Genomic DNA, 22323 nt, shown 5'->3' with positions numbered 1-22323 from the left:
GATTTTATGCGGTCGGGCGGTCCGGCGCGGCCAAGGGGCCTAGTCGGCCCACACCACGACACCGCTCCAGGCCGTGGCCAGCACCACGACACCGAAGCCGATGCGATACCAGGCGAACGGCACGAAGCTGTGGCTGGAGATGTAGCGCAAGAGCCAGCGCACGCAGATCCAGGCGGCCAGGAAGCTGACCACGAAGCCCACACCGAACATCGGCGCGTCGGCCATGGACAGCGCATGGCGCTCCTTCCAGAGGCTGTAGACGCCCGCGCCCACCAGGGTCGGGATGGCCAGGAAGAACGAGAAATCAGTGGCCGCCTTGCGCGACAGGCCGAGCAGCATGCCGCCGATGATGGTGGCGCCCGAGCGGCTGGTGCCGGGGATCATGCCGAGGCACTGCACCAGGCCGACCTTGAGCGCGTCGAGGGGCGTCATGTCGTCCACGTCCTGGATGCGGGCCAGCGGCTGGGCGCGGCGCTCCACCCACAGGATGATCAGCGCGCCAACGATGAAGGCGCTGGCCACCACCGGGGCATTGAACAGATGGGCCTTGATGGCCTTGTAGGCCAGCAGGCCGATCACGGCGGCGGGCAGAAAGCCTATGCCCACGTTCAGCACGAAGCGGCGGGCCTTGGCGTCTGAGCCGAGACCCAGCAGCACGCCCTTGAGCCGCTGCCAGTAGACGATGACCACGGCCAGGATGGCGCCACTCTGGATCGCCACATCGAAGACCTTGGACTTGGCATCCGTCAGGCCGAGCAGCGAGCCGGTGAGTATCAGGTGGCCGGTCGAGGAGATCGGGAGGAATTCGGTCAGGCCTTCGACCACGCCCATCACGGCGGCCTTGATCAACAGGATGAGGTCCAAGCAGCGCTCCGGCAGTCTTGTTTTGAGAGGGCGCGATGATAGCTGCGAGGCCTTGCCGCCTTGATTGCCTCCGGGGTGGCGTTTATATTACTGACCAACCAGTCATTACTAGCCATGCCGCCCGCCGCCCCCCATTCGAGCCCCAGCGCCACCCGTGCCGCCGCAGCGCCGCAGCGCCAGCGCCGCAAGGAGGCGCGTCCGCAGGAGTTGCTGGCGGCTGCGCTCGCGCTGTTCGTGGAGAAGGGCTTCGCGGCGACGCGCTCTGAGGAGGTGGCGGCGCGGGCCGGCGTTTCCAAGGGCACGCTCTACCTGTACTACCCCAGCAAGGAGGAGTTGTTCAAGGCCGTGGTGCGCGAGAACCTGTCCAGCCACATCGCCGATGGCGAGCTGATGCTGGCTCAGCACCAAGGCCCGATGGCGGGGCTGCTGCGCGAGGTGATGCACGAATGGTGGCAGCGCATCGGCCTCGGGCCGGCCGGCGGCATCAGCAAGATCATGATGGCGGAGGCGCGCAACTTCCCGGAGTTGGCCCAGTTCTACGTGGATGAGGTGATCGCCCCGACGCATCGGCTGCTCGCCGGCCTGCTGGAGCGCGGCATGGCCAGCGGCGAGTTCAGGCGCGTCAAGGTGGACGATGCGGTCCATGTGTTGATCGCGCCGATGCTGCACCTGACACTGCATCAGCATTCCTTCGGCGCCTGCATGCTGCACGACCCGGACATGGATCCGCGCCGGGTGCTGGACCTGCAGCTGGACCTGATGCTGGAGGGCTTGCTGAGCGCCGAACAGGTGCCTGAGCGGGCGCCCGAACCACAGCGGCTTTCGACACCCCCAGCGGCCCGGCGGCCGAAATAGAATCCGCCATTCCGCTTTTTTGCACGACCCGGTTCTCGAAGGATTGATTGACATGGACATCGAACAGGCACGCTTCAACATGATCGAGCAGCAGATCCGGCCCTGGGACGTGCTGGACGCCGGCGTGCTGCAGCTGCTGGCCCAGGTCAAGCGCGAAGACTTCGTACCCGAAGCCCACCGTGGCCTGGCTTTCATGGACACCGAACTGCCACTGGGCGGCGGCCGCCAGATGCTGGCGCCGCGGGTCGAGGCCCGGCTGCTGCAGGAGCTCAAGCTCACGCGCCAGGACAAGGTGCTCGAGATCGGCACCGGCGCCGGCTATCTGAGTGCGCTGATCGCCCACCAGGCCAAGAGCCTGGTCACGCTGGAGCAAGACCCGACCCTCGCGGCCCAGGCCTCGCAAAAACTCAAGCGCGCCGGACTGTCCAACGCCACCGTGCGTGAGGCCTCCGGTGCTCAAGGCCTGGCCGGCGAGGCACCGTTCGACGCCATCCTGCTGAGCGGCTCGGTGGCCGAAGTGCCGCAAGCCCTGCTGGACCAGCTCAAGACCGGCGGCCGCCTGTTGGCCATCGTGGGCTCGGGCCCGATGATGCAGGCCACGCTGTTCACGCGCCAGGCCAGCGGCGAATGCAGCCGTCGCGAGCTGTTCGACACCGTCGCGCCGCGCCTGGCGGGTTTCGCTGACAAGCCTGCTTTCCAGTTCTGATCTCCAACGAATGAGCGAGCTGCAACTCTTGGCACCGGACCTGCACGCGCTGCTGCAGGGCGGCGCCGGCCCGGTGCCGCTGCTGCTCGACGTGCGCGAAGCCTGGGAGCGCGAGCATTGCCGCATCGATGCGCCCGAGCAGGAGAGCCTGCACATGCCCATGGGCGAGGTGCCGGAGCGCTTCGGCGAGCTGGCCCCCCTGCATCCTGTCGTTTGTTATTGCCACCACGGCGTCAGAAGTTTGCAGGTCGTCGCATTTTTGCGGCGCCAGGGCCTGCAGTCCGTCTATAACCTCGCCGGCGGCATCGAAGCCTGGTCGCTGGCGGTTGATCCTGCCGTGCCCCGATACTGAGCTGAGTCGATTCACCGCTGTACATCCGGAACCATGACCCGCGTCACCGTCGCGAAAAGGAAACCCATGTCTGACCACCGCGCTCCCGTCCTGCGTCAACGCTTCAGCCGCCTGGCGGCCGCAATCGCCGTGGGCGTCTTTGCCAGCGCTGGCGCCCAGGCACAGAGCCTGCAGGACCTCTACGATGCGGCCCGCGCCTATGACGCGAGCTTCCTTTCTGCCCGCGCAGCAGCCGAGTCGGCCGAGTACCGCGCGGCCCAGGTCGGTGCGCTGGCCAAGCCCACGGTGGGCCTCGGTGCCGGTACGACGCTGGCGCGCAGCGAGTCGCCCTCCGGCTCCTCCCTGAACACCACGACCACCACAGCCGGCGTCAAGGCCAGCTACTCGCTCTACAACCGCGGCAATGCGATCACCATCGAACAGTCGCTGCGCAGCCTGAGCGTTGCCAAGGCTGATCTGGAAACCGCCGAGCAGGACCTGATCGTGCGCGTGGCTCAGGCCTATTTCGACGTGCTGGCCGCACAGGACGTGCTGGGCAGCACCCGTGCGAACAAGACTGCCATCGCCGAACAGCTGGCCTCGGCCAAGCGCAACTTCGAGGTCGGCACCTCCACCATCACCGACACCCGCGAAGCGCAGGCCCGTTACGATCGCTCGCTGGCCCAGGAAATCGCTGCCGAGAACGACCTGCGCGTGCGCCGCGTTGCGCTGGAGCAGATCGTCGGCCGTGCCAATGTCGAGCCCAAGCCCCTGGTGCAGCCGGTGGCCTTGCCGGCTGTGCTGCCGCTGACGCTGGACCCCTGGGTTGCCCAGGCCGACGAGCAGAACCCCAGCGTGCGCAAGGCCCGCCTGGGTCTGGAAGTGGCCCAGCTGGAAACCAAGAAGGCCCGCGCCGCCGACGGCGTGACCGTCGACATGAGCGGCTCGGTCGGCCTGTCCAACCTGCATACCAGCCTGAGCGGCGCGGCCGCTGCGGCCGCCGGTTCTGGCACCTCCAAGAGCGCCAGCATCGGCGTCAGCATCAACTACCCGCTTTACACCGGCGGTGCCAGCCAGAACCGCGTGCTGGAAGCGCTGAAGCTGGAAGAGAAGTCGCGCAACGACCTCGAGTACGTGCGTCGCCTGGTGAACGAGAGCACACGTCGCGGCTTCCTCGGCGTGCAGTCGCTGACGGCCCAGGTCAAGGCGCTGGAAGCGGCCGAGTCGTCCAGCAAGCTGGCCCTTGAATCGACCCAGGTCGGCTACCGTGTCGGCGTGCGCGTCAACCTCGACGTGCTGAATGCCCAGACCCTGCTGTACACCACGCAAAGCGACCTGGCCAAGGCCCGCTACGACGTGCTGGTGACCGGCCTCAAGCTGCGTCAGGCTGCTGGCCAACTGCGTCCCGAAGACATCTCGGCGATCAACCAGCTGCTGACGAAGTAATCGCCGTAGCCCATGTCGCGACGCCGGCCGCCTGCAAGGGTGGTCGGCGTTTCTACTTGCGCGCTCCTCCTTGCACGCCAAGAGACAATCCCGCCCATGCTCTACCTGCTCTCGCCCGCCAAGTCGCTCGACTATGAAACACCCGTTGCCCCCGAGCTCGCTGCACTGGCCACGCGCCCGCAGTTCGTGCCGCAGTCGCAGGAGCTGATAGCACTGCTGCGCGAGCTGAGCAGTGCCCAGGTGGCCGAGATGATGGAGCTGTCCGAAGCGCTCGCCGATCTGAACGTGAAACGCTACAAGGCCTGGCGCCCGCGTTTCACCGCCAGCAACAGCAAGCCCGCCGTGCTGGCCTTCAATGGCGACGTCTACGAAGGCCTGCAGGCCCCCAAGCTCAGCGTCGAGCAGCTGCAATGGGCGCAGCAGCACCTGGCCATCCTGTCGGGCCTCTATGGCGTGCTGCGGCCCTTGGACCTGATGCAGCCTTACCGGCTGGAAATGGGGCGCTCCCTGGTCAATCCGCACGGGAACAGCCTCTACGCCTACTGGGGGGATCGCCTGGCCGAGCATCTGAACAAGCGCGCCGCCGCGCAGGCCGTGCCGGTGATGGTGAACCTGGCCTCGCAGGAGTACTTCAGGGCAGCCGACCGCAAGGCGCTGAAGCCCCGCGTGATCGACTGCCAGTTCGAGGACTGGAAGGGCGACCGCTACAAGGTCATCAGCTTCTTCGCCAAGCGGGCGCGTGGCCTGATGGCACGCTATGCGATCGAGCAGCGCGTTGATCGGCCCGAGGGGCTCAAGGACTTTGCCGCCGAGGGCTACCAGCTCGATGCCAAGGCGTCCACTCCGGAGCGCCTGCTGTTCCGTCGCCGGGTTGATCTGACTGCGGCTTGAGGCGCTGCGGTTCGAGGCAGAATTTGCCCCCATCATGAGCATCCAAGCCATCACCCCCGAACTGCGCCGCTGGATCCTGGAACAGGCCGAGGCCGGCGTGAGCCCCGAACAGACCCTGGCCGCCATGCGCAGCAGCGGCTGGGAAGACCCGGTCAGCATCCGCGCGCTCGAAGAGACGCTGAAGCGCTCGCTCGGGCTGGTGGCCGAGGACCCCAAGCTGCCGCGCGGCGTACCGGTGCCCGAGCCCGACCTCGCCGGCATGCCGAGCAAGCTCTGGGCGGGCGACCGCGAGGTCGAGGTGCTGATCAGCATGAAGCATCCGCGCGTCGTGGTGTTCGGCGGCCTGCTGTCCGACGATGAATGCGATGCCATGGTGGCGCAGTCCGAGAGCCGCCTGGCGCGCTCCGAGACGGTCACCCTGACGCAGGACGGCAGCGAGGTGAACGCCGCCCGCACCAGCGACGGCATGTTCTTCGACCGCGGCGAGACCGAGCTGTGCAAGCGCATCGAGGCCCGCCTGGCCAAGCTCTTGCGCTGGCCGCTGGAGAACGGCGAAGGCCTGCAGGTGCTGCGCTACCGACCGGGTGCCGAGTACCTGCCGCACTACGATTATTTCGATCCCCAGCATTCCAGCACCTCGACCATCCTCAAGCGCGGCGGCCAGCGGGTGGGCACCATCGTGATGTACCTGAACACGCCGGAGCAGGGCGGCTCGACCGTGTTCCCCGACATCGGCCTCGAGGTGCTGCCGGTCAAGGGCAATGCCGTGTTCTTCAGCTACGACCGCCCGCATGCCAGCACGCGCACCCTGCACGGCGGTTCGCCTGTCATTGCCGGCGAGAAGTGGGTGGCGACCAAGTGGATGCGCGAAGGCGTGTTCGAGTAGGCCCTATTCAGAGATTCAGACAGGAGTTCGCCATGGACAAGAAGCAAATCAAGGTGTGGACGTTGGCAGCGGCCCTGCTGCTGGGGTTCAACGTCACGGCCGTGCAGGCACAGGGCGCGCCGGCTGCTCCATCAGCACCCACGCAGCCGCTCAAGAAGGCCCACAAGAAGCCGGTGAAGAAGGCCGGCAAGCCCACCAAGAAGCCGGCGAAGAAGGCGGGGAAGAAGGGCGGCAAGAAGCCCGCCGTCAAGGCCCATCACCAGGTCAAGTCCAAGGCGGCCAAAGCGACCAAAGCGACAGGAACCCCGCTGAACTGAGCCTTCAGCGCCGCAGCGGCAACTGGCTCTGCTTCAGCGCACGCAGCACGAAGCTGCTCTTGCTGTGGCGGATGCCGGGGATCTTGTAGAGCCGCTCGCGCAGCAGGCGCTCGTAGTCGCGCGTGTCGGCCACGGCAATGCGCACGTAGTAGTCGTAGTCGCCCGAGACCAGGAAGGCCTCCATCACCTCGGGGATCTGCTCCAGCGCGCGGCCGAACTCGAACAGGGCTTCGTCCGAGTGGCTGTCCAGCGTGACCTGCACGATCACCGTGTCGGCCAGGCCCACCGCCGCCGGGTTCACCCGCACCGAATAGCCCTCGATCACGCCGGCTTCCTCCATCCGCTTGATGCGGGTCCAGCAGGGGGAGCTGGTCAGCCCGACCTTGCCCGAGAGCTCGTTGAGGCTGATGCGGGCGTCCTGCTGCAGGGCATTCAGGATGTCCAGGTCGAATTTGTCCAGTTTCATGCTGGGGGATTCTATGAGTGCGGAAAATTTTTCCGTGCACTGAAGAAGTGGCGGCAAATTCAGCAGCCTTTTCCGAGGCTTCGCGGGCAGAGTAGCGGACATGCAAGAGCTCCTGACCCCGCCCATGCCGGCCCTGGCCGACGCCTCATCGGCCCACCGCCCGTTTCCCCGCGCAACCGACCCTCGCAATGGCGCCGAAGCCCTGGTGGCCGGCCTGCTGGCCCTGGGCATAGACACCGTGTTCGGCTATCCAGGCGGCGCCGTGCTGCCGCTATACGACGCTCTGCATGCCGAGCCACGGCTGCGCCATGTGCTGGTGCGGCATGAGCAGGCGGCCGTCCATGCGGCCGAGGGCTATGCGCGCAGCACGGGCAAGCTGGGCGTGGTCTTCGTCACCTCGGGCCCGGGCATGAGCAACACCGTGACCGGGCTGCTCGACGCGCGTTGCGACTCCATCCCGCTGCTGTGCATCAGCGGCCAGGTGGCGACCACGGTCATCGGCACCGACGCCTTCCAGGAATGCGATGCCCTGGGCCTGGCCAAGCCGGTGACCAAGCATTGCGCGCAGCTGCGTGATGCCGATGCCGTGGTCTCGCAACTGCGCGCCGCTTGCGAGCTGGCGCTGGGCGGGCGGCCCGGCCCGGTGCTGCTGGACTTTCCGAAGGACGTTCAGCTCGCGCCGCTGGGCCAATGGGAACGGCCCGCGCCTTTGCATAGAGCCGAGCCACAGGCGCCGTCACCGGCGTCAGTGGCTGAGGCGCTGGTCCTGCTGCGTGAGGCTCGCCGGCCGGTGTTCTACGGCGGCGGCGGCCTGATCAACTCAGGCCCCGAGGCCTGCGCCAGCTTCAGTCGATTGGTGCGTGCCACTGGAGCACCCTGCACGCTGACGCTGCTGGGTCTCGGCGCCTTCGATGCCGAAGACCCGCAGTTCCTCGGCATGCTGGGCATGCACGGCACGCTGGAGGCCAACCTGGCCATGCATGGCGCCGACCTGATCGTCTGCGTCGGCGCCCGCTTCGATGACCGCGTGACCGGCCGGCTCGATGCCTTCTGCCCGGGCGCCAAGGTCATCCACCTCGACGTCGACCCCCGCTCCATCAACAAGGTCCGCCGGGCCGATGTGGCCTTGCTCGGCGATTGCGGCGCCAGCCTCCAGGCGCTGGAGCGTGGCTGGCGCGGCGGCCACGCCGACCTGCAACCCTGGTGGTCGCAGATCCAGCGCTGGCGTGCCGAGCGCTGCCTGGCCTTTGAGGACGAGGGGCCGCAGATCCTGCCGCAGGCCTTGATGAGCCGCTTGCAGGCGGCGCTGAAAGGGCGCGATGCCATCGTTGCCACCGACGTGGGTCAGCACCAGATGTGGGCCGCCCAGTACCTGCCGCCACGCCGGCCGCAACGCTGGCTCAGCTCGGGCGGCGCCGGCACCATGGGCTATGGCCTGCCGGCTGCCATAGGCGCGCAGATCGCCAATCCGGAGTCGCTGGTGGTCTGCGTCAGCGGCGACGCCTCGGTGCTGATGAACATCCAGGAACTGTCGACCGCCGTGCAGCACCGCACGCCGGTCAAGCTGGTGCTGTGCAACAACGCCCGCATGGGCATGGTGCGGCAATGGCAGCAGCTGATACACGGCGGCCGGTACAGCCACAGCTACACCGAGGCCTTGCCCGATTTCGTAGCCCTGGCGCGGGCCTTTGGCTGGGCGGCGCGAAGGGTCGAGCGGCGTGACGAGCTGGGCGAAGCGCTCGCCGAATGTCTGGCCTCACAGGGCCCGTTCTTTCTCGACGTCGCCGTGTCGGCCGAGGAGAACTGCTTCCCGATGATGCCGGCCGGCGCGGCCCACAACGAGATCTGGCTGGGCCAGGGCCGGCCCTACCGTGAGGCGGGCGGCTGAATCGGCAGGCTGATGTAGCTGTCGTTGTGCCAGCGTATCGTCAGCGGCGCGCCGGCATCGGCCGCGCTCTCCCTGCTCACGTCCTTGCCCGTGCCGTGGTTGAGCTGGGCGCCCGAGTTCTTGTTGACATTGGCGATCAGCACCAGGCGGCTGCCCTTTTGCAGTTCGCGCGCCACCATGCGTGTGCGGCTGAAGGCGAGGGCCGTGGGCTTGCCGGGCGTCAGCAGCTGGCGCCGGCTCATGTCGGCAACGTGGCTGGCGCGGCCGAGGAAGTACGAGAGGTGGATGTATTCGCCCGCCGGCGTCAGTTCGTACAGCACCAGGCCCAGGTCCACGTCGCGCTTGTTGATCGTGAGGTTCAGTCGGCCCGAGAAGCTGCCAGCCAGCGTGGCGGCTTCGTCCAGCGGCTCGCTGATGAACAGCAAGCCGTTGCCGGCCTCCAGCTCGCGCCGCACGATGGGGCTCGGGTAATAGTCGTTGTGGATGGTCTGGCGGTCCTTCAGGTCCACGGTCTGGCTGCGTGAGGCGGCTCGCGCTGGCTGGCCGTTGTTGAGTTTGTCGCCATCCAGGTAGAGCTTGCGTGGATGCTGCTCCAGCGCCTTTGGCGAGGCCGCATGGCCCCAGCGGTTGGCGCCCATCAGCTGGTAGTTGATCTTGTCCTTCAGCAAGGCCGGCAGCGGGCCACCGCGCAGCACATGGTCCAGCCAGTCGAAGGTCAGCTGGGGCGTGTCGATCTGCGCTACGGGGTCGATCGCGTAGCCGCGCAAGACGACCTGCTTGCGGTAGGACTGGGCGCCGAAATGGTCGTAGGGCCCGATCACCAGGTAGTGCTCGGCCTTCGGGTTGTGCTGGTAATGATGCTTCACGTACTCGATGGCTGAGATCTGGCCGTCGTCGTAGTAGCCCGTGATGCTCAGGACCGGGATCTTGATGCGTGCGAACTCCGGGCCGTAGGGCACCATGGCCTGCCAGTAGGCGTCGTAGCTCGGGTGCTTCAGCCAGCGCTGCAGCAGCGGATTGGGCGTGCCGTCGACGCGGTCGATCTCGCGGAACGGCCGGCCGCTCTCGAACCAGCAGTCTGAGAGCTGGTTCCAGCGCTGCGGGTCGTTGTAGACCTGATGGTCCAGCGTGAGGTTGTTGCCCACGTAGAAGGCCCAGCCGTAGTTGGCCGTCAGGAAGATGTTGTTCTCCATCGGCAGGCCGAGACCGGGGATGGCGGCCACGTAGGGGACGATGGTCTTGAGCGCCGGATGCGGGTTTTTCAGCGCCGCCCATTGCGAGAAGCCTTCGTAGCTGCCGCCGTACATGGCGACGCGGCCATCGTTCCAGGGCTGCTTGCTGATCCAGTCGATCACTGCGTTGACGTCTGTTGCCTCATGCTCGTAGGGTGCGATTTGGTCGGGGCTTTCCAGCTTGCCACGCGAGAAGGCCACGACGCCCGCATAGCCTCGTGCCGCTGCCTGAACGGCCGGCGCCCAGCTGCGCTGCGGCTCCGCGTAAATGGTGAAGAGCAAAGCGGCCGGCAGCGGCTTGCTGGCGCCCTTGGGTCGGACCACGTAGGCCGACAGGCTGGCAGCGCCCGAGCGCACGCGGACGGCTTCCACGCTGTAGCGGTTCGCTTCGTCCTCGGCCAGCAGGGCGGGCGACAGCGGCAGGATGGCCTGGTAGACCGACCAGGGCTGGTAGTCGCGCAGCAGGCGCAGCGCGGTATCGAGCGTGATCTCCTCGCCGGGCTTGATGCCGCCCAGGGCACGCTGCACAGCCTGCTCGGCGCGCGGCAGGTCATAGCTGAAGGACTGGCTGGCGCGGAAAGCCTGCGGCCCACTCAGGCCGGCGAAGCGGCTGCGGAAGGCGGCCTTGAAGGCGGGCTCGAAGCCGGTGTTCTCGGCCGCGCTCGCCAGGCGCGCGCGGGCATAGAGCTCGTATTGCAGATAGCCGATGTCGGCATCGGCCAGGCCTTGCTTGGCCTGCAGCTCGCGCAGAGTCTGGATCGTTTCCAGCGCTGCGGCCGGCTCGCCGGCCACCAATTGCAGGCGCAAGCGCGTGGTCAGCAGGCGCTCGGGATTGCTGTCCTGGTACTGCGCCAGGGCCGTACGGGCCAGGCCGGGCATGCTGGTGGCGAGCGCGGCCGGGTCCAGCTTGAGGGACTCAGCCGAAGCCGCAACAGGCAGGCCCAAGAGCAGGAATGACAGCGTGAACCTGAGGAAGATGCGTCGCATGGGCCTGTGTCCTGGAGCGGAGCTGGGATGCGGCGCATGGTAGCGAGCGGCTGCTGCCAAAAACAAAAGGCACCCGAAGGTGCCTTTGCTGTTGCCGAATGAGCGAAGGCTCAGACGCGCTTGCGGTACTCGTGCGTGCGGGTGTCGATTTCGATCTTGTCGCCTTGCGCCACGAAGATGGGCACGGGGATTTCGAAACCGGTGGAGATCTTGGCCGGCTTCAGCACCTTGCCCGAGGTGTCGCCCTTGACGGCCGGCTCGGTCCAGGTCACTTCACGCACCAGCGAGGTCGGCAGTTCGACCGAGATGGCCTTGCCGTCGTAGAACACCACTTCCACGGGCATCGCGTCTTCCAGGTAGGAGATGGCGTCGCCCATGTTCTCGGCTTCCACCTCGAACTGGTTGTACTCGGTGTCCATGAACACATACATCGGGTCAGCGAAGTAGGTGTACGTGCATTCCTTCTTTTCCAGAATGATCTGGTCCATCTTGTCGTCAGCCTTGAAGACGACTTCGGTGCCCGAGTTGTTCAGCAGGCTCTTCAGCTTCATGCGCACCGTGGCGGCATTGCGGCCACCGCGGCTGTACTCGGTCTTCAGCACGACCATGGGGGCGTTGCCGTGCATGATCACGTTGCCGGCGCGGATTTCTTGAGCGATCTTCATAGGGGTTCCGATGATGGGAGCTTGGGTTGTCCTTGGCGGGGCGAACGCGTTGATCACGCGGGTCACCCCTGTGGCGCGCGCCAAAAGTCTCCCATAGGCGCGGCAAAGCCGGCGATTTTAGCCTGATTCGGCCACGAAGCTGAGCAGCTGGCTGGCCAGATCGGGCTGCCGCGCCAAATGCTGCCGCCATTGCAGGGCCGTTGCGGCGGCCGTGTTGGAGGCGGGCAGGGCTGCGGGCCAGGCGCCCAGGCCGTTCCACGCGCGCCAGAGCCGGCGCGTGCCTGCGGCCAGGTCAGCAGGAGCCGCGGCCAGGTAGAGGTCGAGGAATGTTTCGAGCTTGGGCCCTTGGGCGCCATCGTCCTGCGGATAGATCTGCCAGACGAAGGGCTTGCCCGCCCATTGGGCGCGCACGAAGGAGTCCTCGCCACGCACCAGGTTGAAGTCGCAGGCCCAGAGCAGGCGGTCGAAGTTCGGTTGGCTCAGGAAGGGCAGGGCTTGCCAGCGCACATCGGCCGGTAGGGCCTGTGCCGCCAGTTGCGATTGCACGGCACCAGGACAGGCCAGTATCAGCGTGGGCTGCTCGGCCAGCAGCGGCAGCAGCTCGGGCATCAATCGGTAGGCAAACAGGCTGACCAGACGCTCGCCGGGGCGGCGCTCTATGCCCAGTGCGGCAAGCCAGGCGGGCGCATCGAAAGCAGCCTGCTCGGCAGCGAGGCCTGGTTCGCGCAGCAGCCCGCCAGTCCGTGTGGTGAAGCCGGGGTAGAAGAATTGCTTGCTCAAGCCAGCGCCCGGCCCGCTGAACTGCGGCGAGTGCAGGCGATGGCTGCGCTCCACATAGGACTCGGCGCTGAGGTACTCGAGGTTGATCCAGCGCGGTGCCGGCTGGCGGGAGGCCATGCGGGCCACAAAGGCCTCGGGCAGATCGCAGCCGAAGCTCTCGATGACCACGTCGCCGACCACGGGCTCATCGGCTGCGTCTCCCCAGTGCCGCACGACCAGCCCTCCGGGTGGCGGCCCGCCTGCCATCCAGCCGAGCGCGCTGGCGTCGTCCAGCCACAGCTGCACTTGCTCGCCACGCGCCGCCAGGTCGCGGGCCAGGCGCCAGCAGACGCCGATGTCGCCGTAGTTGTCGATGACGCGGCAGAACAGATCCCATTGCATGGCAGCGATTATGGGCACGGCACAATCCCGCCCATGTCAGAGATCGACGATCAAGCCGGCGAAGACCCGGCAGCGCTCGGGGCCCAGGTGCAGGCCGATTGGGCCGAGGAGCGCGCGGTGGCCGAAGCCGCCGAGAAGCTGCGCGTGGCCGAGGTGGAACAGGCGGCTCTGCTGGTGCGCGAGAAGCTGCTCGCCGAGGTGGCCTCGCTGCCGCTGCTGCCGGGCGTCTACCGCTACTTCGATGCGCAGGATCATGTGCTCTACGTGGGCAAGGCCAAGAGCCTGCGCAAGCGGGTCTCCAGCTATTTCCAGAAGGACCATGGCGGCACCCGCATCGGCATGATGGTGGCGCGCATCGCCCGCCTCGAGACGACCGTGGTGCGCACCGAGGCCGAAGCCCTGCTGCTTGAAAACAACCTGATCAAGGCGCTGAACCCGCGCTTCAACATCCTCTTCCGCGACGATAAGAGCTACCCCTACCTGAAGCTGAGCGGCCACGCCTATCCGCGCGTCAGCTACTACCGGGGGGCGGTCGACAAGCGGCACCGCTTTTTCGGGCCATTCCCGAGCGGCTGGGCGGTCAAGGAGTCGATACAGCTGATACAGAAGGTGTTCCGGCTGCGCACCTGCGAGGACACGGTCTTCAACAACCGCAGCCGGCCCTGCCTGCTGTACCAGATCCGCCGCTGCTCCGGGCCTTGCGTGCAGGCCTGCAGCGACGATGACTACGCGCGCGACGTGCGCAATGCCGAGCGCTTCCTGCTGGGCGAAACGCAGGAGGTGATGGACGGCCTGCAGGCGCTGATGATGTCGCACGCCGAGGCGCTGCAGTACGAGCAGGCGGCCGAGGTGCGCAACCAGATCCAGTCGCTGGCCAAGGTGCTGCAGCAACAGGCGGTGGACGAGAACAGTGCGACCGGACGCGACCGTGACGTCGACATCCTGGCCGTCAAGGTCCAGGGCGGCCGCGCCTGCGTCAACCTGGCCATGGTGCGCGGCGGCCGCCACCTGGGCGACCGCGCTTACTTCCCGAAGCATGTGGACGAGGGCACGGCCGTGGCATTGGCCGATCATGAGGATGACGAAGGCAGCACCAGCGCGCCGCGCAGTGCGGAGCAGCAGGTGCTGGAAGCATTCATGGCTCAGCATTACCTCGACGCCCATGTGCCCTCGCTGATCGTGGTCAGTGAGGCGGTCGATGCCGGCCTCGCGGAAGCGCTGTCTGTGCAGGCCGGCTACCGCGTCACCGCCCAGGCCCAGCCGCGCGGCCAGCGCCGCATCTGGCAGGAGATGTGCGTCAAGGGGGCCGAGCTGTCGCTGGCTCGATTGCTGTCGGAGGAGGGCTCTCAGCAGGCGCGCACCCGTTCGCTGCTGGAGGCGCTGGACCTCACGGTGGCCGAGGTCGACAAGTTCCGCATCGAGTGCTTCGACATCAGCCACACGGCCGGTGAGGCGACGATGGCCTCCTGCGTGGTCTTCGAGGGCCACCAGATGCAAAGCAGCCAGTACCGCCGCTACAACATCGAGGGCATCACCGGCGGCGACGACTACGCCGCCATGCGCCAGGTGCTGACGCGCCGCTACAGCAAGCTGGCCGAAGGCGCCCAGCTCGGCACGGCGCGCCTGCCCGACCTGGTGCTGGTGGACGGCGGCAAGGGCCAGGTCTCGATGGCGCGCGAGGTGTTCGAGGAACTGGGTCTTGACCTCTCGCTGATCGTCGGCGTCGAGAAGGGCGAGGGCCGCAAGGTCGGCCTTGAGGAGCTGGTGTTTGCCGACGGCCGCGAGAAGGTCTATCTGGGGCGTGACTCTGCTGCCCTGATGCTGGTGGCCCAGATCCGTGACGAGGCCCATCGCTTCGCGATCACAGGCATGCGGGCCAAACGGGCTTCGGCCCGCACGGGCGGCAGCCGCCTGGAAGACATCGCCGGCGTCGGGCCCAAGAAACGGGCGCAGCTGCTGCAGCGTTTTGGTGGCGTGCGCGGGGTGGCTGGCGCCAGCGTTGAGGAACTCAGTTCGGTCAAGGGAGTCTCAAAAGAGCTTGCCGAGGAGATCTACCGTGTCCTCCACTGAACCCAGGCAAGACCTGGCACCTGTGCCCAGGCACCCGATGCGCCGGGCTGCGGCGCTGGTCGTGTTGCTGGCCGGCTGCTCGGGGCCGCCGCGTCCGGTGCCGCCCCCAGCCCCCGCCCCGGTGGCAGCACCCAAGCCGCCGGCGGTCGAAAACCGACCTGCAGCGCCCGTCATGCCGCCTGGGCCTGGCCTGTCCGGCCCCAAGTTGCCGCCGCCAAACGCATCTCGCACCCACGATGAATTGCGCCGCCAGGCCGCGCACCGGCTGATGGCCGCCAATCCCGAGCGGGTCTATGCCGGCGTGGTGCCGGCCATCCTGCTCGCCATCCCGGTGCTGGAGGTCGAGCTCCATGCCGACGGCAGCATCCGCAAGATCGACGTGCTGCGCCGCCCTGGCCAGGCGCCCGAGACCTTGCAGATGGCCATCGACGCGCTGCACCGGGCGGCACCCTTCGGCGACGTCAGCCGCCTGCCCAAGCCCTGGAAGTTCAGCGAGACCTTCCTGTTCAACGACGAGCGGCGCTTCAAGCCGCGCACGCTGGATTTCTGATTTACACCACAGGCCGTCATATAAGCGAGGCGCGGTGGCGCCCGCTGCACCGTTCTTGGGCACAATGCCGCCCATGTTCTTCACGCTGCCAACCCTGTTCACCTGGGCCCGGATCGTCGCGATTCCGTTGATCGTTGGCGTGTTCCATCTCCAGCTCGCGCCCGAGATGAAGAACCTGATCGCCACCGTGCTCTTCGTGGCCGTGGCGCTGACCGACTGGCTGGATGGCTATCTGGCCCGCAAGCTGAACCAGACCTCGTCCTTCGGTGCCTTTCTGGACCCGGTGGCCGACAAGTTCCTGGTCTGCGCCTCGCTGCTGGTGCTGCTGGAGCTGGCGCGCGTGAATGCCCTGGTGGCCCTGGTCATCATCGGCCGCGAGATCGCCATCTCGGCCCTGCGCGAATGGATGGCTCAGATCGGTGCATCGCGCAGCGTGGCCGTCCACATGGTGGGCAAGCTCAAGACCACGGTGCAGATGGTTGCCATTCCCTTCCTGCTGTTCCACGGGCAGTTGTTCGGCATGATCGACACCCAGATGGTCGGCACCTGGCTGATCTGGGCGGCGGTGGTGCTGACCATCTGGTCCATGGTCTATTACCTGCAGAAGGCCCTGCCCGAGATCCGGGCCAAGGTGCGCTGAAGGCCTGCGCCGCCGCTGGTGGCGCCGTCCCTTTGTATCAGGACTTTTCCCTGCTCAGAACGGCGCTTGAATGCGCATAGAATCCGTCTCCCCGCGTCGCCTCGAGCGTTGATTTCATCGGCCTTGGCGGCGTGCGGACCAGACATGCTGTCGTGCATTTTGCGCATCCTTTTGAGGGGGTAACTTCGTGAACAAGTCCGAATTGATCGAGCACATCGCCAAGCAGGCCGACATCTCCAAGGCGGCCGCCGGGCGGGCACTCGAGGCGCTGATCGGTGGCGTGAAGACCACGCTGAAGAAGAACGGCAGCGTGTCCCTGGTGGGCTTTGGCACGTTCAGCGTGACCAAGCGTGCTGCACGTTCGGGCCGCAACCCGCGCACCGGCGACACCATCAAGATCAAATCGGCCAAGGTTCCCAAGTTCCGCCCGGGCAAGGCCCTGAAGGACGCCGTCAACTGAATCGTTTCGCGATGCAGGGTGCTTAGCTCAGTTGGTAGAGCGCTTCCCTTACACGGAAGATGTCAGCGGTTCGAGCCCGTTAGCACCCACCATCCATTGCATAGGTCAGCTGTTTCCTGGGCATGGCTACAATGGCACAGCAGTCAAAGGCGAACCAAGGTTCGCCTTTGTCATGTCTGCGGCAGGTGATTGATCCGCCTCTCGTCGAGCTGCCTGTTTGCTCCTCGCTTCCCGCACCCGATGGCTCCTGGGCCACTCAGAGGTAATTTGATGTTCGATTTCGTTCGCAAGCACACCAAAATTCTCCAGGGCCTCTTGACCCTGATGATCCTCCCGTCATTTGTCTTTTTCGGCGTGCAGGGGTACAGCAGCTTCATGGATGGCAGCAATGCTGGTGTTGCCAAGGTGGATGGCCAAAAAATCTCGCGTGCTGAGTTCGATGCAGCGCATCGCAATCAGATTGAGCGCATGCGGGCTCAAATGCCGACCCAGGACCCCAAGGAATTCGACACCCCGGAAGCCCGGCAGGCCACGCTGGACAGCCTGATACGCGAGCGTGTGCTGCGTGCCACGCAGTTGAAGCAGCACCTGACCGTGACGGACGAGAAGCTGCAAGCGGCCTTCCTGGCTGATCCACAGCTGGCGTTCTTGCGCAATCCCAATGGTTCGGTCAATCGCGCCATGCTGGCGGCTCAAGGCATGAGTGTCGAGAGCTTCATGCAGCGCTTGCGCGAGGATCTGGCGCTGCGCCAGGTGATGGGTGTCGGAAATTCCAGCCCGGCCAACCAGGGCAACGCTGCGGTGGCATTTGATGCGCTGCTGCAGCAACGCGAGGTGCAAATCCAGCAGTTTGATGCAAAGGACTTTGCGGCCAACATCAAGCCTACCGAAGCTCAACTTGAGGCCTTCCACAAGGACCCGTCGAACGCCGCCCTTTTCCAGCTGCCGGAAAGCGCCGATATTGAGTACCTGGTGTTGGACCTGGATCAGCTGAAGAAGGGCCTTAAGGCAAGCGACGAGGATCTGCGCAAATACTACGACGACAATCAGGCACGCTATGCAGTGCCGGAAGAGCGCCGCGCCAGTCACATCCTGATCAAGGCCGACAAGGGGGCGTCGGCTGCAGAGCGAGCAAAGGCAAAGGCCCGCGCCGAGGAATTGCTGGCCCAGGCCCACAAGGCGCCGACGGCGTTCGCCGAACTTGCTCGCAAAAACTCGCAGGACGAAGGCTCTGCGCAGAACGGCGGCGATCTGGATTTCTTCGGTCGCGGCGCGATGGTGAAGCCCTTTGAGGATGCTGCGTTCGCCTTGAAGCAGCAGGGTGACATCAGCAACGTCGTCGAGTCAGACTTCGGCTTCCACGTGATCCAGTTGACTGGCAAGCGCGGTGGCGACAAGAAGAGCTTTGAGGAGGTGCGGGCCGAGATCGAGGGCGAGGTGCTGAAGCAACTGGCTCAGAAGCGTTACACCGAAGTGGCCGAGACCTTCCGCAACACCGTCTATGAGCAATCGGACAGCCTGAAGCCGGCAGCGGACAAGCTGAAGCTGACCGTTCAGACGGCCTCGGTACAGCGCAAGGCCAAGCCTGGCTCGATGGGCGTACTGGCTTCGCAGAAGTTGCTGGATGAAGTCTTTGGGAATGACGCGCTGCGCAACAAGCGCAACACCGAGGCCGTGGAGACACAGCCCAATCAGATGGTTTCGGCTCGCGTCGTGAATCACCATCCGACGCGTCTGCAGCCATTGGAAGAGGTGCACGCGCAGGCCAATGCCATGCTTGTAGCCAAGCTGGCCCTTGATCAGGCGATAGCGGCTGGCAAGGCGCGACTGGAAGCGCTGAACAAGAATCCGGCTGACCTTGGCGGCTTAGGTGAGGCAAGCGTTGTCTCTCGCGCCAAGCCCGGCCAGTTGGACCGCAAGGTTTTGATCAAATTGCTGGGCGCTGACGCTAGCAAGCTGCCTGCCCATATCGGCATAGATGCCGGCAACGGAGCTTTCGTGGTGGTTCGGATCAACAAGCTGCTGCCTCGCGACCCTGCCGTGCTCGATCCGAAGCGGGCTGCAGAACAGTATGCTCTGGTCTGGGCTGCCGCCGAGGCAGCGGCCTATTACAACCACCTGAAGACCGAGCTCAAGGTCAAGGTGACCGCTGACGCGGCCTCGGCCCCGGGAAAGTGAAATTAATGAGCGCGACTTCTCCTAAAGCTGGAAATATCGCGCTACAATCATAGGCTCAGCGGTGGTTGTAGCTCAGTTGGTAGAGTCCAGGATTGTGATTCCTGTTGTCGTGGGTTCGAGTCCCATCAGCCACCCCAAGAAGTAAATGAAAAGGCCGTCGTGAAAACGACGGCCTTTCTCATTGGTGCGCAGCAACGCAGTGATTGAACGGCGCGTTCTAAATGCGCCCCCAAGGCGCAGGTTCAGCGCAGGTTCAGACCAGTCCCTGCTTGCTCGCGAGCACCGCAGCTTCGGCGCGGCTCGACACATTCAGCTTCTTGTAGATCGACTTGATGTGGTCGTTGACGGGTTACGAGTTGATGCCGTGATTCCCTTGCGTGACAACCACTTAGCGATTTCAGTCGAAGGCAAAAGAGCCCGCCCAGATGATTTGCTCCAGCAATGGTCCAACTGCTTGAAGCAAGGATCATCGACATGGCCACCATCACCGAACGCAATGGGCGGTTCACCATCCGGGTGCGCATACAGGGGGCACCGACCGCCACCAAGACTTTCACCAGGCGCAGCGATGCCGAGAGGTGGGGGCGCAAAGTTCAAGCTGAACTTGAGTCGGGCCTGTGGGTGCCCGAGAAGATGCCGGTGCCGACCTTGCGGCATGCGGTCCAGGAGTACCGCAGGACGGTCGGCGCGAAGCTGCGTGGGGCACCCTACTACGAACGCCATTGGGACGCTTATGAGGCCCTTCCGTGGGCTGCCAAGGCCATCGACAAGGTGACGCCACACGACCTCGCGACATGGCGTGACCACCTCCTGGATCGCGGCCTCAGCGCTGCCACTGTCCGCAAGGACATCACGCTGCTGTCCTGTGTTTTCACCTATGCGGTGAAACAGCGTCAGTGGATCGACCGAAACCCCACCAGCCTGATTGCATGGCCCAAGCCAGCAGCAGGCCGGACGCGGGTGGTATCGAACGAGGAGATGAGCTATCTGCTGGCCTCGGCAGGCAAGAGTAAGGCTGCTTGGATGCGGCCGACCATCGTGCTGCTCGCTCGCAGCGCCATGCGGCGTGGGGAACTGTTCAGCTTGCGCCGCTGTGACGTGAATCTGGAGGCCCGAGTGGCCCACTTGAGCATGACTAAGAACGGCAGTGCACGAGACGTGCCCTTGTGCCCTGAGTCCGTTGAGGCACTGCGGCAGTTGCTTTCGCTCATTCCAGAGGCGGAGGATGCGTGCCTGCTGCCATTGAACTCGGCTGTGTACATCAGCGTTCGCTTCATCGCCACGGTCAAGCGCGCACGGGCCATGTATTTGGCCGATTGCCAGGCCGGTGGGGTCGAGCCAGAGGCGGCATTTTGCGTGGACCTTCCGCTTCACGCGTTGCGGCATACCGCAGCGACCTTCTGGGCCTCTTCGGGCCAGCTCGGAGTTCACCAGCTCCAAGCCATCACAGGTCACAAGAACCTGTCGATGCTGAATCGATATACGCACCTTTCAGCGTCGCAACTCGCGCAAAAGTTGCAAGTCATAGCTCAGTCACGATGATCGCCGCGCTGCTGTGATGGAGAGGCAGCAGGTCCGGTGTAAGTGCGCCGGGCCCGTATTTGCGCACCGCGGCTGTAGATGCCAAGTGCGGGTTGAGCGCGAGCTGCCCGATGGGAAATGGGGCGCAAGCGCGCTCAGGCAGCCAGCCATATTGCCCCCCCATGTGGACCAAGGCGGACATGCCCCGGGGCTTTGGGTTCCCATCTGGATTCCCATTCACGCGCTCCGGCGTTCGGCGTCTGGCGCGACATTTAAGTCAGTGCCTGTCTTTCGTTTTCGAACAGCGGCTTTGCGGTGGAAAGGTCATCACGAATCCGCTCGCAGATGATGTTTCCGGCGGCAATGCTGTAAGACCTGAGGCGTTGAGTCGAGCGTCGAGACGTTTTGCGGCCTGCTGCAGCAGATCAGGCACTGGATTGGCCGGTGCAGGACTTCGAGGCACATTTCCGACCAGCGAGCTGTTGGTGCCTTTCCAACCCGCATGGCTCGTATTGCGAATCGAGTTGCGATTGGCCGTGGACTTCTTCTGCTTGGGCATTGTTGATTCTCATAGGAGATTGGGTAGAAGGATTTCGTCTAGCTGTTTCAGAATTCCCCAGTGAGTCACCAGATCGACGTTGAGCAGTTTCAAGCGCGCGCCAGCCAGCTTATGCATCGGCTATGCAGGGGCGCGGTCGCCCAGATCGGCAATTTCTTCGCCCCAAAGCAGGCGCTCACCGCATTTTGAGCGCGGAGCTCATCTCAGGAGGAAACGTCCGATTTCCATCACAGCTGCCAATGTCCGCCTGGACGGGTGGATAGGTCGGATGGAAGGACCAAGAACCCGTTCGGCAGCGGTCGGATCCGCTGCGGTCGTATCGCTTGGTGGTGACAGGTCTCGTCGAAGGCAAGAAGCGTATCGGGCGGGCTCTCGGGCGCAAGCCAAGTCACGTAAACGTACTCCAGTGACTTCCCCTCAGGGTCAAAGTCCTTCAAGGATTGCAGAACCTTGTCATATCGTTTTCGCTCAACGTCGTCACCATCAACAGCCTCGAAGCCGATGTGAACGATTCCGGGCCGCCCGTCAGGCAGCTGTCGGCACCCTTCTGCGACGCGCTTGAATACGTCCCGTGCGCGCTTATCTATGGCGGCTTCACTCTTGCTGTCCCAATCAAAGACGCATCCGGCATCACACTCCTTGACGTACACGGGGTTGTCGGCGTGCTGGACGTGCAAGGTGGTGATGATGTGGGCATTGCGCTTGTAGCGACCGGTGAGCAGCTCGTGCATACGGGAACTGTTCATAGCGACATCGTCGGTCCGGAGCACCTTCTGCAGAGGCTTCAGGTTGAGTCGTTCGACTCGACCTACGGAGATGGAGTCGCTCCAAGAATAGGCAAATAGGCCGCCGGTACGCATCCATTCAACTGTCTTCTGAGCCACGTACTCCCGCGGCACCGCGCTCAGCTCCACCAAGAACTCGACAGTGCACAGGACGTTCAGCCCACGTTCATGGAGTTCGTGGGCAACCGGAAGCCACAGTTCCCGAGCCCGCACCCGCTCAGCTTCCGAGTATTCGCCCCCTTCCAAACGCTTGCATTCCACAGCCCAATTGGTTCCGTTCAAGGCCACGTCCATGTCGTGGGTCTTGGCCACGCCGGGCCGCTCTTCGAGAAATGTGACCTGGGCCCTCTGGCGACAGTAGGCCGCGGCGACTAGCAACTCGAACAGGCAGGCGTTGGGCTGGCTCTTCTCCGGGCCAACCATTCGACGCACGCGCGCGTCGATCCCCGTCACGCCTTTGAGCAGTTCGAGATTGCGCCCGATTGCAGTAAGGACCGGAACAACCCGGCTCCCGTACATGTAGTCGTAAATGATCGGGTGGTCGAGGACCGCCTGGCCGAGGAAGAGATACCAAGCAAAGCGGTCTCGGTCATTGAAGAACCGCCCCTTGCCTGAGGAATCGGCGGAATTCCCTGAGACTGCGTCCACAAAATGACGCAACGCGGCAAACCGTCTTCGCTTCCACTCATCTGCCGGCACGAACGACAGCAGCCAATCAACCCCCGCACGGAGCTCTGGATCGTCCTTCCAACCCCTCGGCTTCAGGTCGGCCTCGAAGATGTCGGGGGAAATCCAAGTCCCCTCATTCGCAGGGTCCTCTGCCTGCTTCTCTGTCTCTGACATCCAGTTCTCCCCTTGCTGGCTC

General features: G+C 65.0%; 21 protein-coding genes, 2 tRNA genes and 1 pseudogene. 16 read left to right on the top strand and 8 right to left on the bottom strand.

Annotation, left to right across the window (positions count from 1 at the left end; all coding sequences use genetic code 11):
* Positions 1–39: 39 nt before the first annotated feature.
* Positions 40–864, bottom strand: a complete 825-nt coding sequence (locus J7U46_RS10660) for an undecaprenyl-diphosphate phosphatase (protein WP_282825587.1) — start codon at positions 862–864, stop codon at positions 40–42.
* Between the two features lie 114 nt (positions 865–978).
* On the opposite strand from J7U46_RS10660, the gene J7U46_RS10655 reads away from it, so the two are divergent.
* From J7U46_RS10655 to J7U46_RS10625, 7 genes are all read left to right on the top strand, one after another.
* Positions 979–1719 carry a TetR/AcrR family transcriptional regulator gene (locus J7U46_RS10655; RefSeq protein WP_282825585.1) on the top strand — a complete coding sequence of 247 codons (741 nt, stop codon included), beginning with the start codon at positions 979–981 and terminating at the stop codon, positions 1717–1719.
* A 52-nt stretch (positions 1720–1771) separates the two neighbouring features.
* A complete protein-coding gene (locus J7U46_RS10650; protein WP_282825583.1) occupies positions 1772–2425 on the top strand; it encodes a protein-L-isoaspartate O-methyltransferase in 654 nt (217 codons plus the stop codon).
* Between the two features lie 10 nt (positions 2426–2435).
* Positions 2436–2777, top strand: a complete 342-nt coding sequence (locus J7U46_RS10645) for a rhodanese-like domain-containing protein (protein WP_282825581.1) — start codon at positions 2436–2438, stop codon at positions 2775–2777.
* 66 nt (positions 2778–2843) lie between these two features.
* The gene (locus J7U46_RS10640) at positions 2844–4202 is read left to right on the top strand and encodes a TolC family outer membrane protein (protein WP_282825579.1); all 1359 of its coding nucleotides are present in this window, start codon (positions 2844–2846) and stop codon (positions 4200–4202) included.
* 96 nt (positions 4203–4298) lie between these two features.
* Positions 4299–5093 (top strand): peroxide stress protein YaaA, encoded by a 795-nt coding sequence (gene yaaA / locus J7U46_RS10635; RefSeq protein ID WP_282825578.1) that lies wholly within the window; start codon positions 4299–4301, stop codon positions 5091–5093.
* A 34-nt stretch (positions 5094–5127) separates the two neighbouring features.
* Complete coding sequence (locus J7U46_RS10630) at positions 5128–5979, top strand: 2OG-Fe(II) oxygenase (protein WP_282825576.1); 852 nt, start codon at positions 5128–5130, stop codon at positions 5977–5979.
* A gap of 32 nt (positions 5980–6011) precedes the next feature.
* Entirely contained in the window at positions 6012–6296 is a 285-nt protein-coding gene (locus J7U46_RS10625; protein ID WP_282825574.1) for a hypothetical protein, read from the top strand.
* A gap of 4 nt (positions 6297–6300) precedes the next feature.
* Here J7U46_RS10625 and J7U46_RS10620 read toward each other — a convergent pair whose 3' ends face one another.
* Positions 6301–6762: an Lrp/AsnC family transcriptional regulator gene (locus J7U46_RS10620; RefSeq protein WP_282825572.1), complete on the bottom strand. Its 462-nt coding sequence runs from the start codon at positions 6760–6762 to the stop codon at positions 6301–6303.
* 124 nt (positions 6763–6886) lie between these two features.
* Between J7U46_RS10620 and ilvB the strand changes: the two genes are divergently transcribed.
* Positions 6887–8650, top strand: coding sequence for a biosynthetic-type acetolactate synthase large subunit (gene ilvB, locus J7U46_RS10615; protein WP_282826198.1), 1764 nt, complete (start codon positions 6887–6889; stop codon positions 8648–8650).
* On the opposite strand, the gene J7U46_RS10610 is transcribed toward ilvB, so the two are convergent.
* The 3 genes from J7U46_RS10610 to earP all read right to left on the bottom strand — a co-directional run bounded on the left by J7U46_RS10610 (position 8629) and on the right by earP (position 12695).
* Positions 8629–10869 carry a CocE/NonD family hydrolase gene (locus J7U46_RS10610; RefSeq protein ID WP_282825570.1) on the bottom strand — a complete coding sequence of 747 codons (2241 nt, stop codon included), beginning with the start codon at positions 10867–10869 and terminating at the stop codon, positions 8629–8631. The genes ilvB and J7U46_RS10610 overlap by 22 nt on opposite strands.
* A gap of 110 nt (positions 10870–10979) precedes the next feature.
* Positions 10980–11534 carry an elongation factor P gene (gene efp / locus J7U46_RS10605; protein WP_282825568.1) on the bottom strand — a complete coding sequence of 185 codons (555 nt, stop codon included), beginning with the start codon at positions 11532–11534 and terminating at the stop codon, positions 10980–10982.
* Between the two features lie 117 nt (positions 11535–11651).
* Positions 11652–12695, bottom strand: coding sequence for an elongation factor P maturation arginine rhamnosyltransferase EarP (gene earP, locus J7U46_RS10600; RefSeq protein WP_282825565.1), 1044 nt, complete (start codon positions 12693–12695; stop codon positions 11652–11654).
* A 33-nt stretch (positions 12696–12728) separates the two neighbouring features.
* Between earP and uvrC the strand changes: the two genes are divergently transcribed.
* From uvrC to J7U46_RS10565, 7 genes are all read left to right on the top strand, one after another.
* A complete protein-coding gene (gene uvrC / locus J7U46_RS10595; RefSeq protein ID WP_282825563.1) occupies positions 12729–14765 on the top strand; it encodes an excinuclease ABC subunit UvrC in 2037 nt (678 codons plus the stop codon).
* 268 nt (positions 14766–15033) lie between these two features.
* Positions 15034–15315 carry a hypothetical protein gene (locus J7U46_RS10590; RefSeq protein ID WP_282825561.1) on the top strand — a complete coding sequence of 94 codons (282 nt, stop codon included), beginning with the start codon at positions 15034–15036 and terminating at the stop codon, positions 15313–15315.
* A gap of 73 nt (positions 15316–15388) precedes the next feature.
* Positions 15389–15955: a CDP-diacylglycerol--glycerol-3-phosphate 3-phosphatidyltransferase gene (gene pgsA, locus J7U46_RS10585; RefSeq protein ID WP_282825559.1), complete on the top strand. Its 567-nt coding sequence runs from the start codon at positions 15389–15391 to the stop codon at positions 15953–15955.
* 187 nt (positions 15956–16142) lie between these two features.
* Positions 16143–16415, top strand: a complete 273-nt coding sequence (locus J7U46_RS10580; protein WP_282825557.1) for an HU family DNA-binding protein — start codon at positions 16143–16145, stop codon at positions 16413–16415.
* A 16-nt stretch (positions 16416–16431) separates the two neighbouring features.
* Positions 16432–16507, top strand: a tRNA-Val gene (locus tag J7U46_RS10575).
* A gap of 178 nt (positions 16508–16685) precedes the next feature.
* The gene (locus tag J7U46_RS10570) at positions 16686–18593 is read left to right on the top strand and encodes a SurA N-terminal domain-containing protein (protein WP_282825555.1); all 1908 of its coding nucleotides are present in this window, start codon (positions 16686–16688) and stop codon (positions 18591–18593) included.
* A gap of 61 nt (positions 18594–18654) precedes the next feature.
* Positions 18655–18730 (top strand) — tRNA-His (locus tag J7U46_RS10565).
* 116 nt (positions 18731–18846) lie between these two features.
* Here J7U46_RS10565 and J7U46_RS10560 read toward each other — a convergent pair.
* A pseudogene (locus J7U46_RS10560) lies at positions 18847–18930 on the bottom strand (DNA-binding response regulator); the annotation flags it as partial.
* A 137-nt stretch (positions 18931–19067) separates the two neighbouring features.
* Between J7U46_RS10560 and J7U46_RS10555 the strand changes: the two are divergent.
* Complete coding sequence (locus J7U46_RS10555) at positions 19068–20135, top strand: site-specific integrase (RefSeq protein WP_282825553.1); 1068 nt, start codon at positions 19068–19070, stop codon at positions 20133–20135.
* A 256-nt stretch (positions 20136–20391) separates the two neighbouring features.
* On the opposite strand, the gene J7U46_RS10550 is transcribed toward J7U46_RS10555, so the two are convergent.
* Together J7U46_RS10550 and J7U46_RS10545 are read right to left on the bottom strand one after the other, a co-directional pair.
* Positions 20392–20673, bottom strand: coding sequence for a hypothetical protein (locus tag J7U46_RS10550; RefSeq protein ID WP_282825551.1), 282 nt, complete (start codon positions 20671–20673; stop codon positions 20392–20394).
* A 227-nt stretch (positions 20674–20900) separates the two neighbouring features.
* Entirely contained in the window at positions 20901–22301 is a 1401-nt protein-coding gene (locus J7U46_RS10545; protein ID WP_282825549.1) for a hypothetical protein, read from the bottom strand.
* Positions 22302–22323 lie beyond the last annotated feature (22 nt).

The organism is Pelomonas sp. V22, assembly GCF_030014915.1.
GTDB lineage: Bacteria > Pseudomonadota > Gammaproteobacteria > Burkholderiales > Burkholderiaceae_C > JAUASW01.
This window is presented reverse-complemented; position numbering and strand designations above follow the sequence as displayed.

What these genes read in the sequence shown, in the direction of transcription:
- J7U46_RS10630 (WP_282825576.1), top strand. Translation starts at nt 5,128, where the DNA reads ATGAGCATCCAAGCCATCACCCCCGAACTGCGCCGCTGGATCCTGGAA.
- earP (WP_282825565.1), bottom strand. Translation starts at nt 12,695, where the DNA reads ATGCAATGGGATCTGTTCTGCCGCGTCATCGACAACTACGGCGACATC.
- efp (WP_282825568.1), bottom strand. Translation starts at nt 11,534, where the DNA reads ATGAAGATCGCTCAAGAAATCCGCGCCGGCAACGTGATCATGCACGGC.
- J7U46_RS10570 (WP_282825555.1), top strand. Translation starts at nt 16,686, where the DNA reads ATGTTCGATTTCGTTCGCAAGCACACCAAAATTCTCCAGGGCCTCTTG.
- yaaA (WP_282825578.1), top strand. Translation starts at nt 4,299, where the DNA reads ATGCTCTACCTGCTCTCGCCCGCCAAGTCGCTCGACTATGAAACACCC.
- J7U46_RS10650 (WP_282825583.1), top strand. Translation starts at nt 1,772, where the DNA reads ATGGACATCGAACAGGCACGCTTCAACATGATCGAGCAGCAGATCCGG.
- J7U46_RS10625 (WP_282825574.1), top strand. Translation starts at nt 6,012, where the DNA reads ATGGACAAGAAGCAAATCAAGGTGTGGACGTTGGCAGCGGCCCTGCTG.
- J7U46_RS10550 (WP_282825551.1), bottom strand. Translation starts at nt 20,673, where the DNA reads ATGCCCAAGCAGAAGAAGTCCACGGCCAATCGCAACTCGATTCGCAAT.
- J7U46_RS10655 (WP_282825585.1), top strand. Translation starts at nt 979, where the DNA reads ATGCCGCCCGCCGCCCCCCATTCGAGCCCCAGCGCCACCCGTGCCGCC.
- pgsA (WP_282825559.1), top strand. Translation starts at nt 15,389, where the DNA reads ATGTTCTTCACGCTGCCAACCCTGTTCACCTGGGCCCGGATCGTCGCG.
- uvrC (WP_282825563.1), top strand. Translation starts at nt 12,729, where the DNA reads ATGTCAGAGATCGACGATCAAGCCGGCGAAGACCCGGCAGCGCTCGGG.
- J7U46_RS10640 (WP_282825579.1), top strand. Translation starts at nt 2,844, where the DNA reads ATGTCTGACCACCGCGCTCCCGTCCTGCGTCAACGCTTCAGCCGCCTG.
- J7U46_RS10610 (WP_282825570.1), bottom strand. Translation starts at nt 10,869, where the DNA reads ATGCGACGCATCTTCCTCAGGTTCACGCTGTCATTCCTGCTCTTGGGC.
- ilvB (WP_282826198.1), top strand. Translation starts at nt 6,887, where the DNA reads ATGCCGGCCCTGGCCGACGCCTCATCGGCCCACCGCCCGTTTCCCCGC.
- J7U46_RS10645 (WP_282825581.1), top strand. Translation starts at nt 2,436, where the DNA reads ATGAGCGAGCTGCAACTCTTGGCACCGGACCTGCACGCGCTGCTGCAG.
- J7U46_RS10545 (WP_282825549.1), bottom strand. Translation starts at nt 22,301, where the DNA reads ATGTCAGAGACAGAGAAGCAGGCAGAGGACCCTGCGAATGAGGGGACT.
- J7U46_RS10590 (WP_282825561.1), top strand. Translation starts at nt 15,034, where the DNA reads ATGGCCGCCAATCCCGAGCGGGTCTATGCCGGCGTGGTGCCGGCCATC.
- J7U46_RS10555 (WP_282825553.1), top strand. Translation starts at nt 19,068, where the DNA reads ATGGCCACCATCACCGAACGCAATGGGCGGTTCACCATCCGGGTGCGC.
- J7U46_RS10620 (WP_282825572.1), bottom strand. Translation starts at nt 6,762, where the DNA reads ATGAAACTGGACAAATTCGACCTGGACATCCTGAATGCCCTGCAGCAG.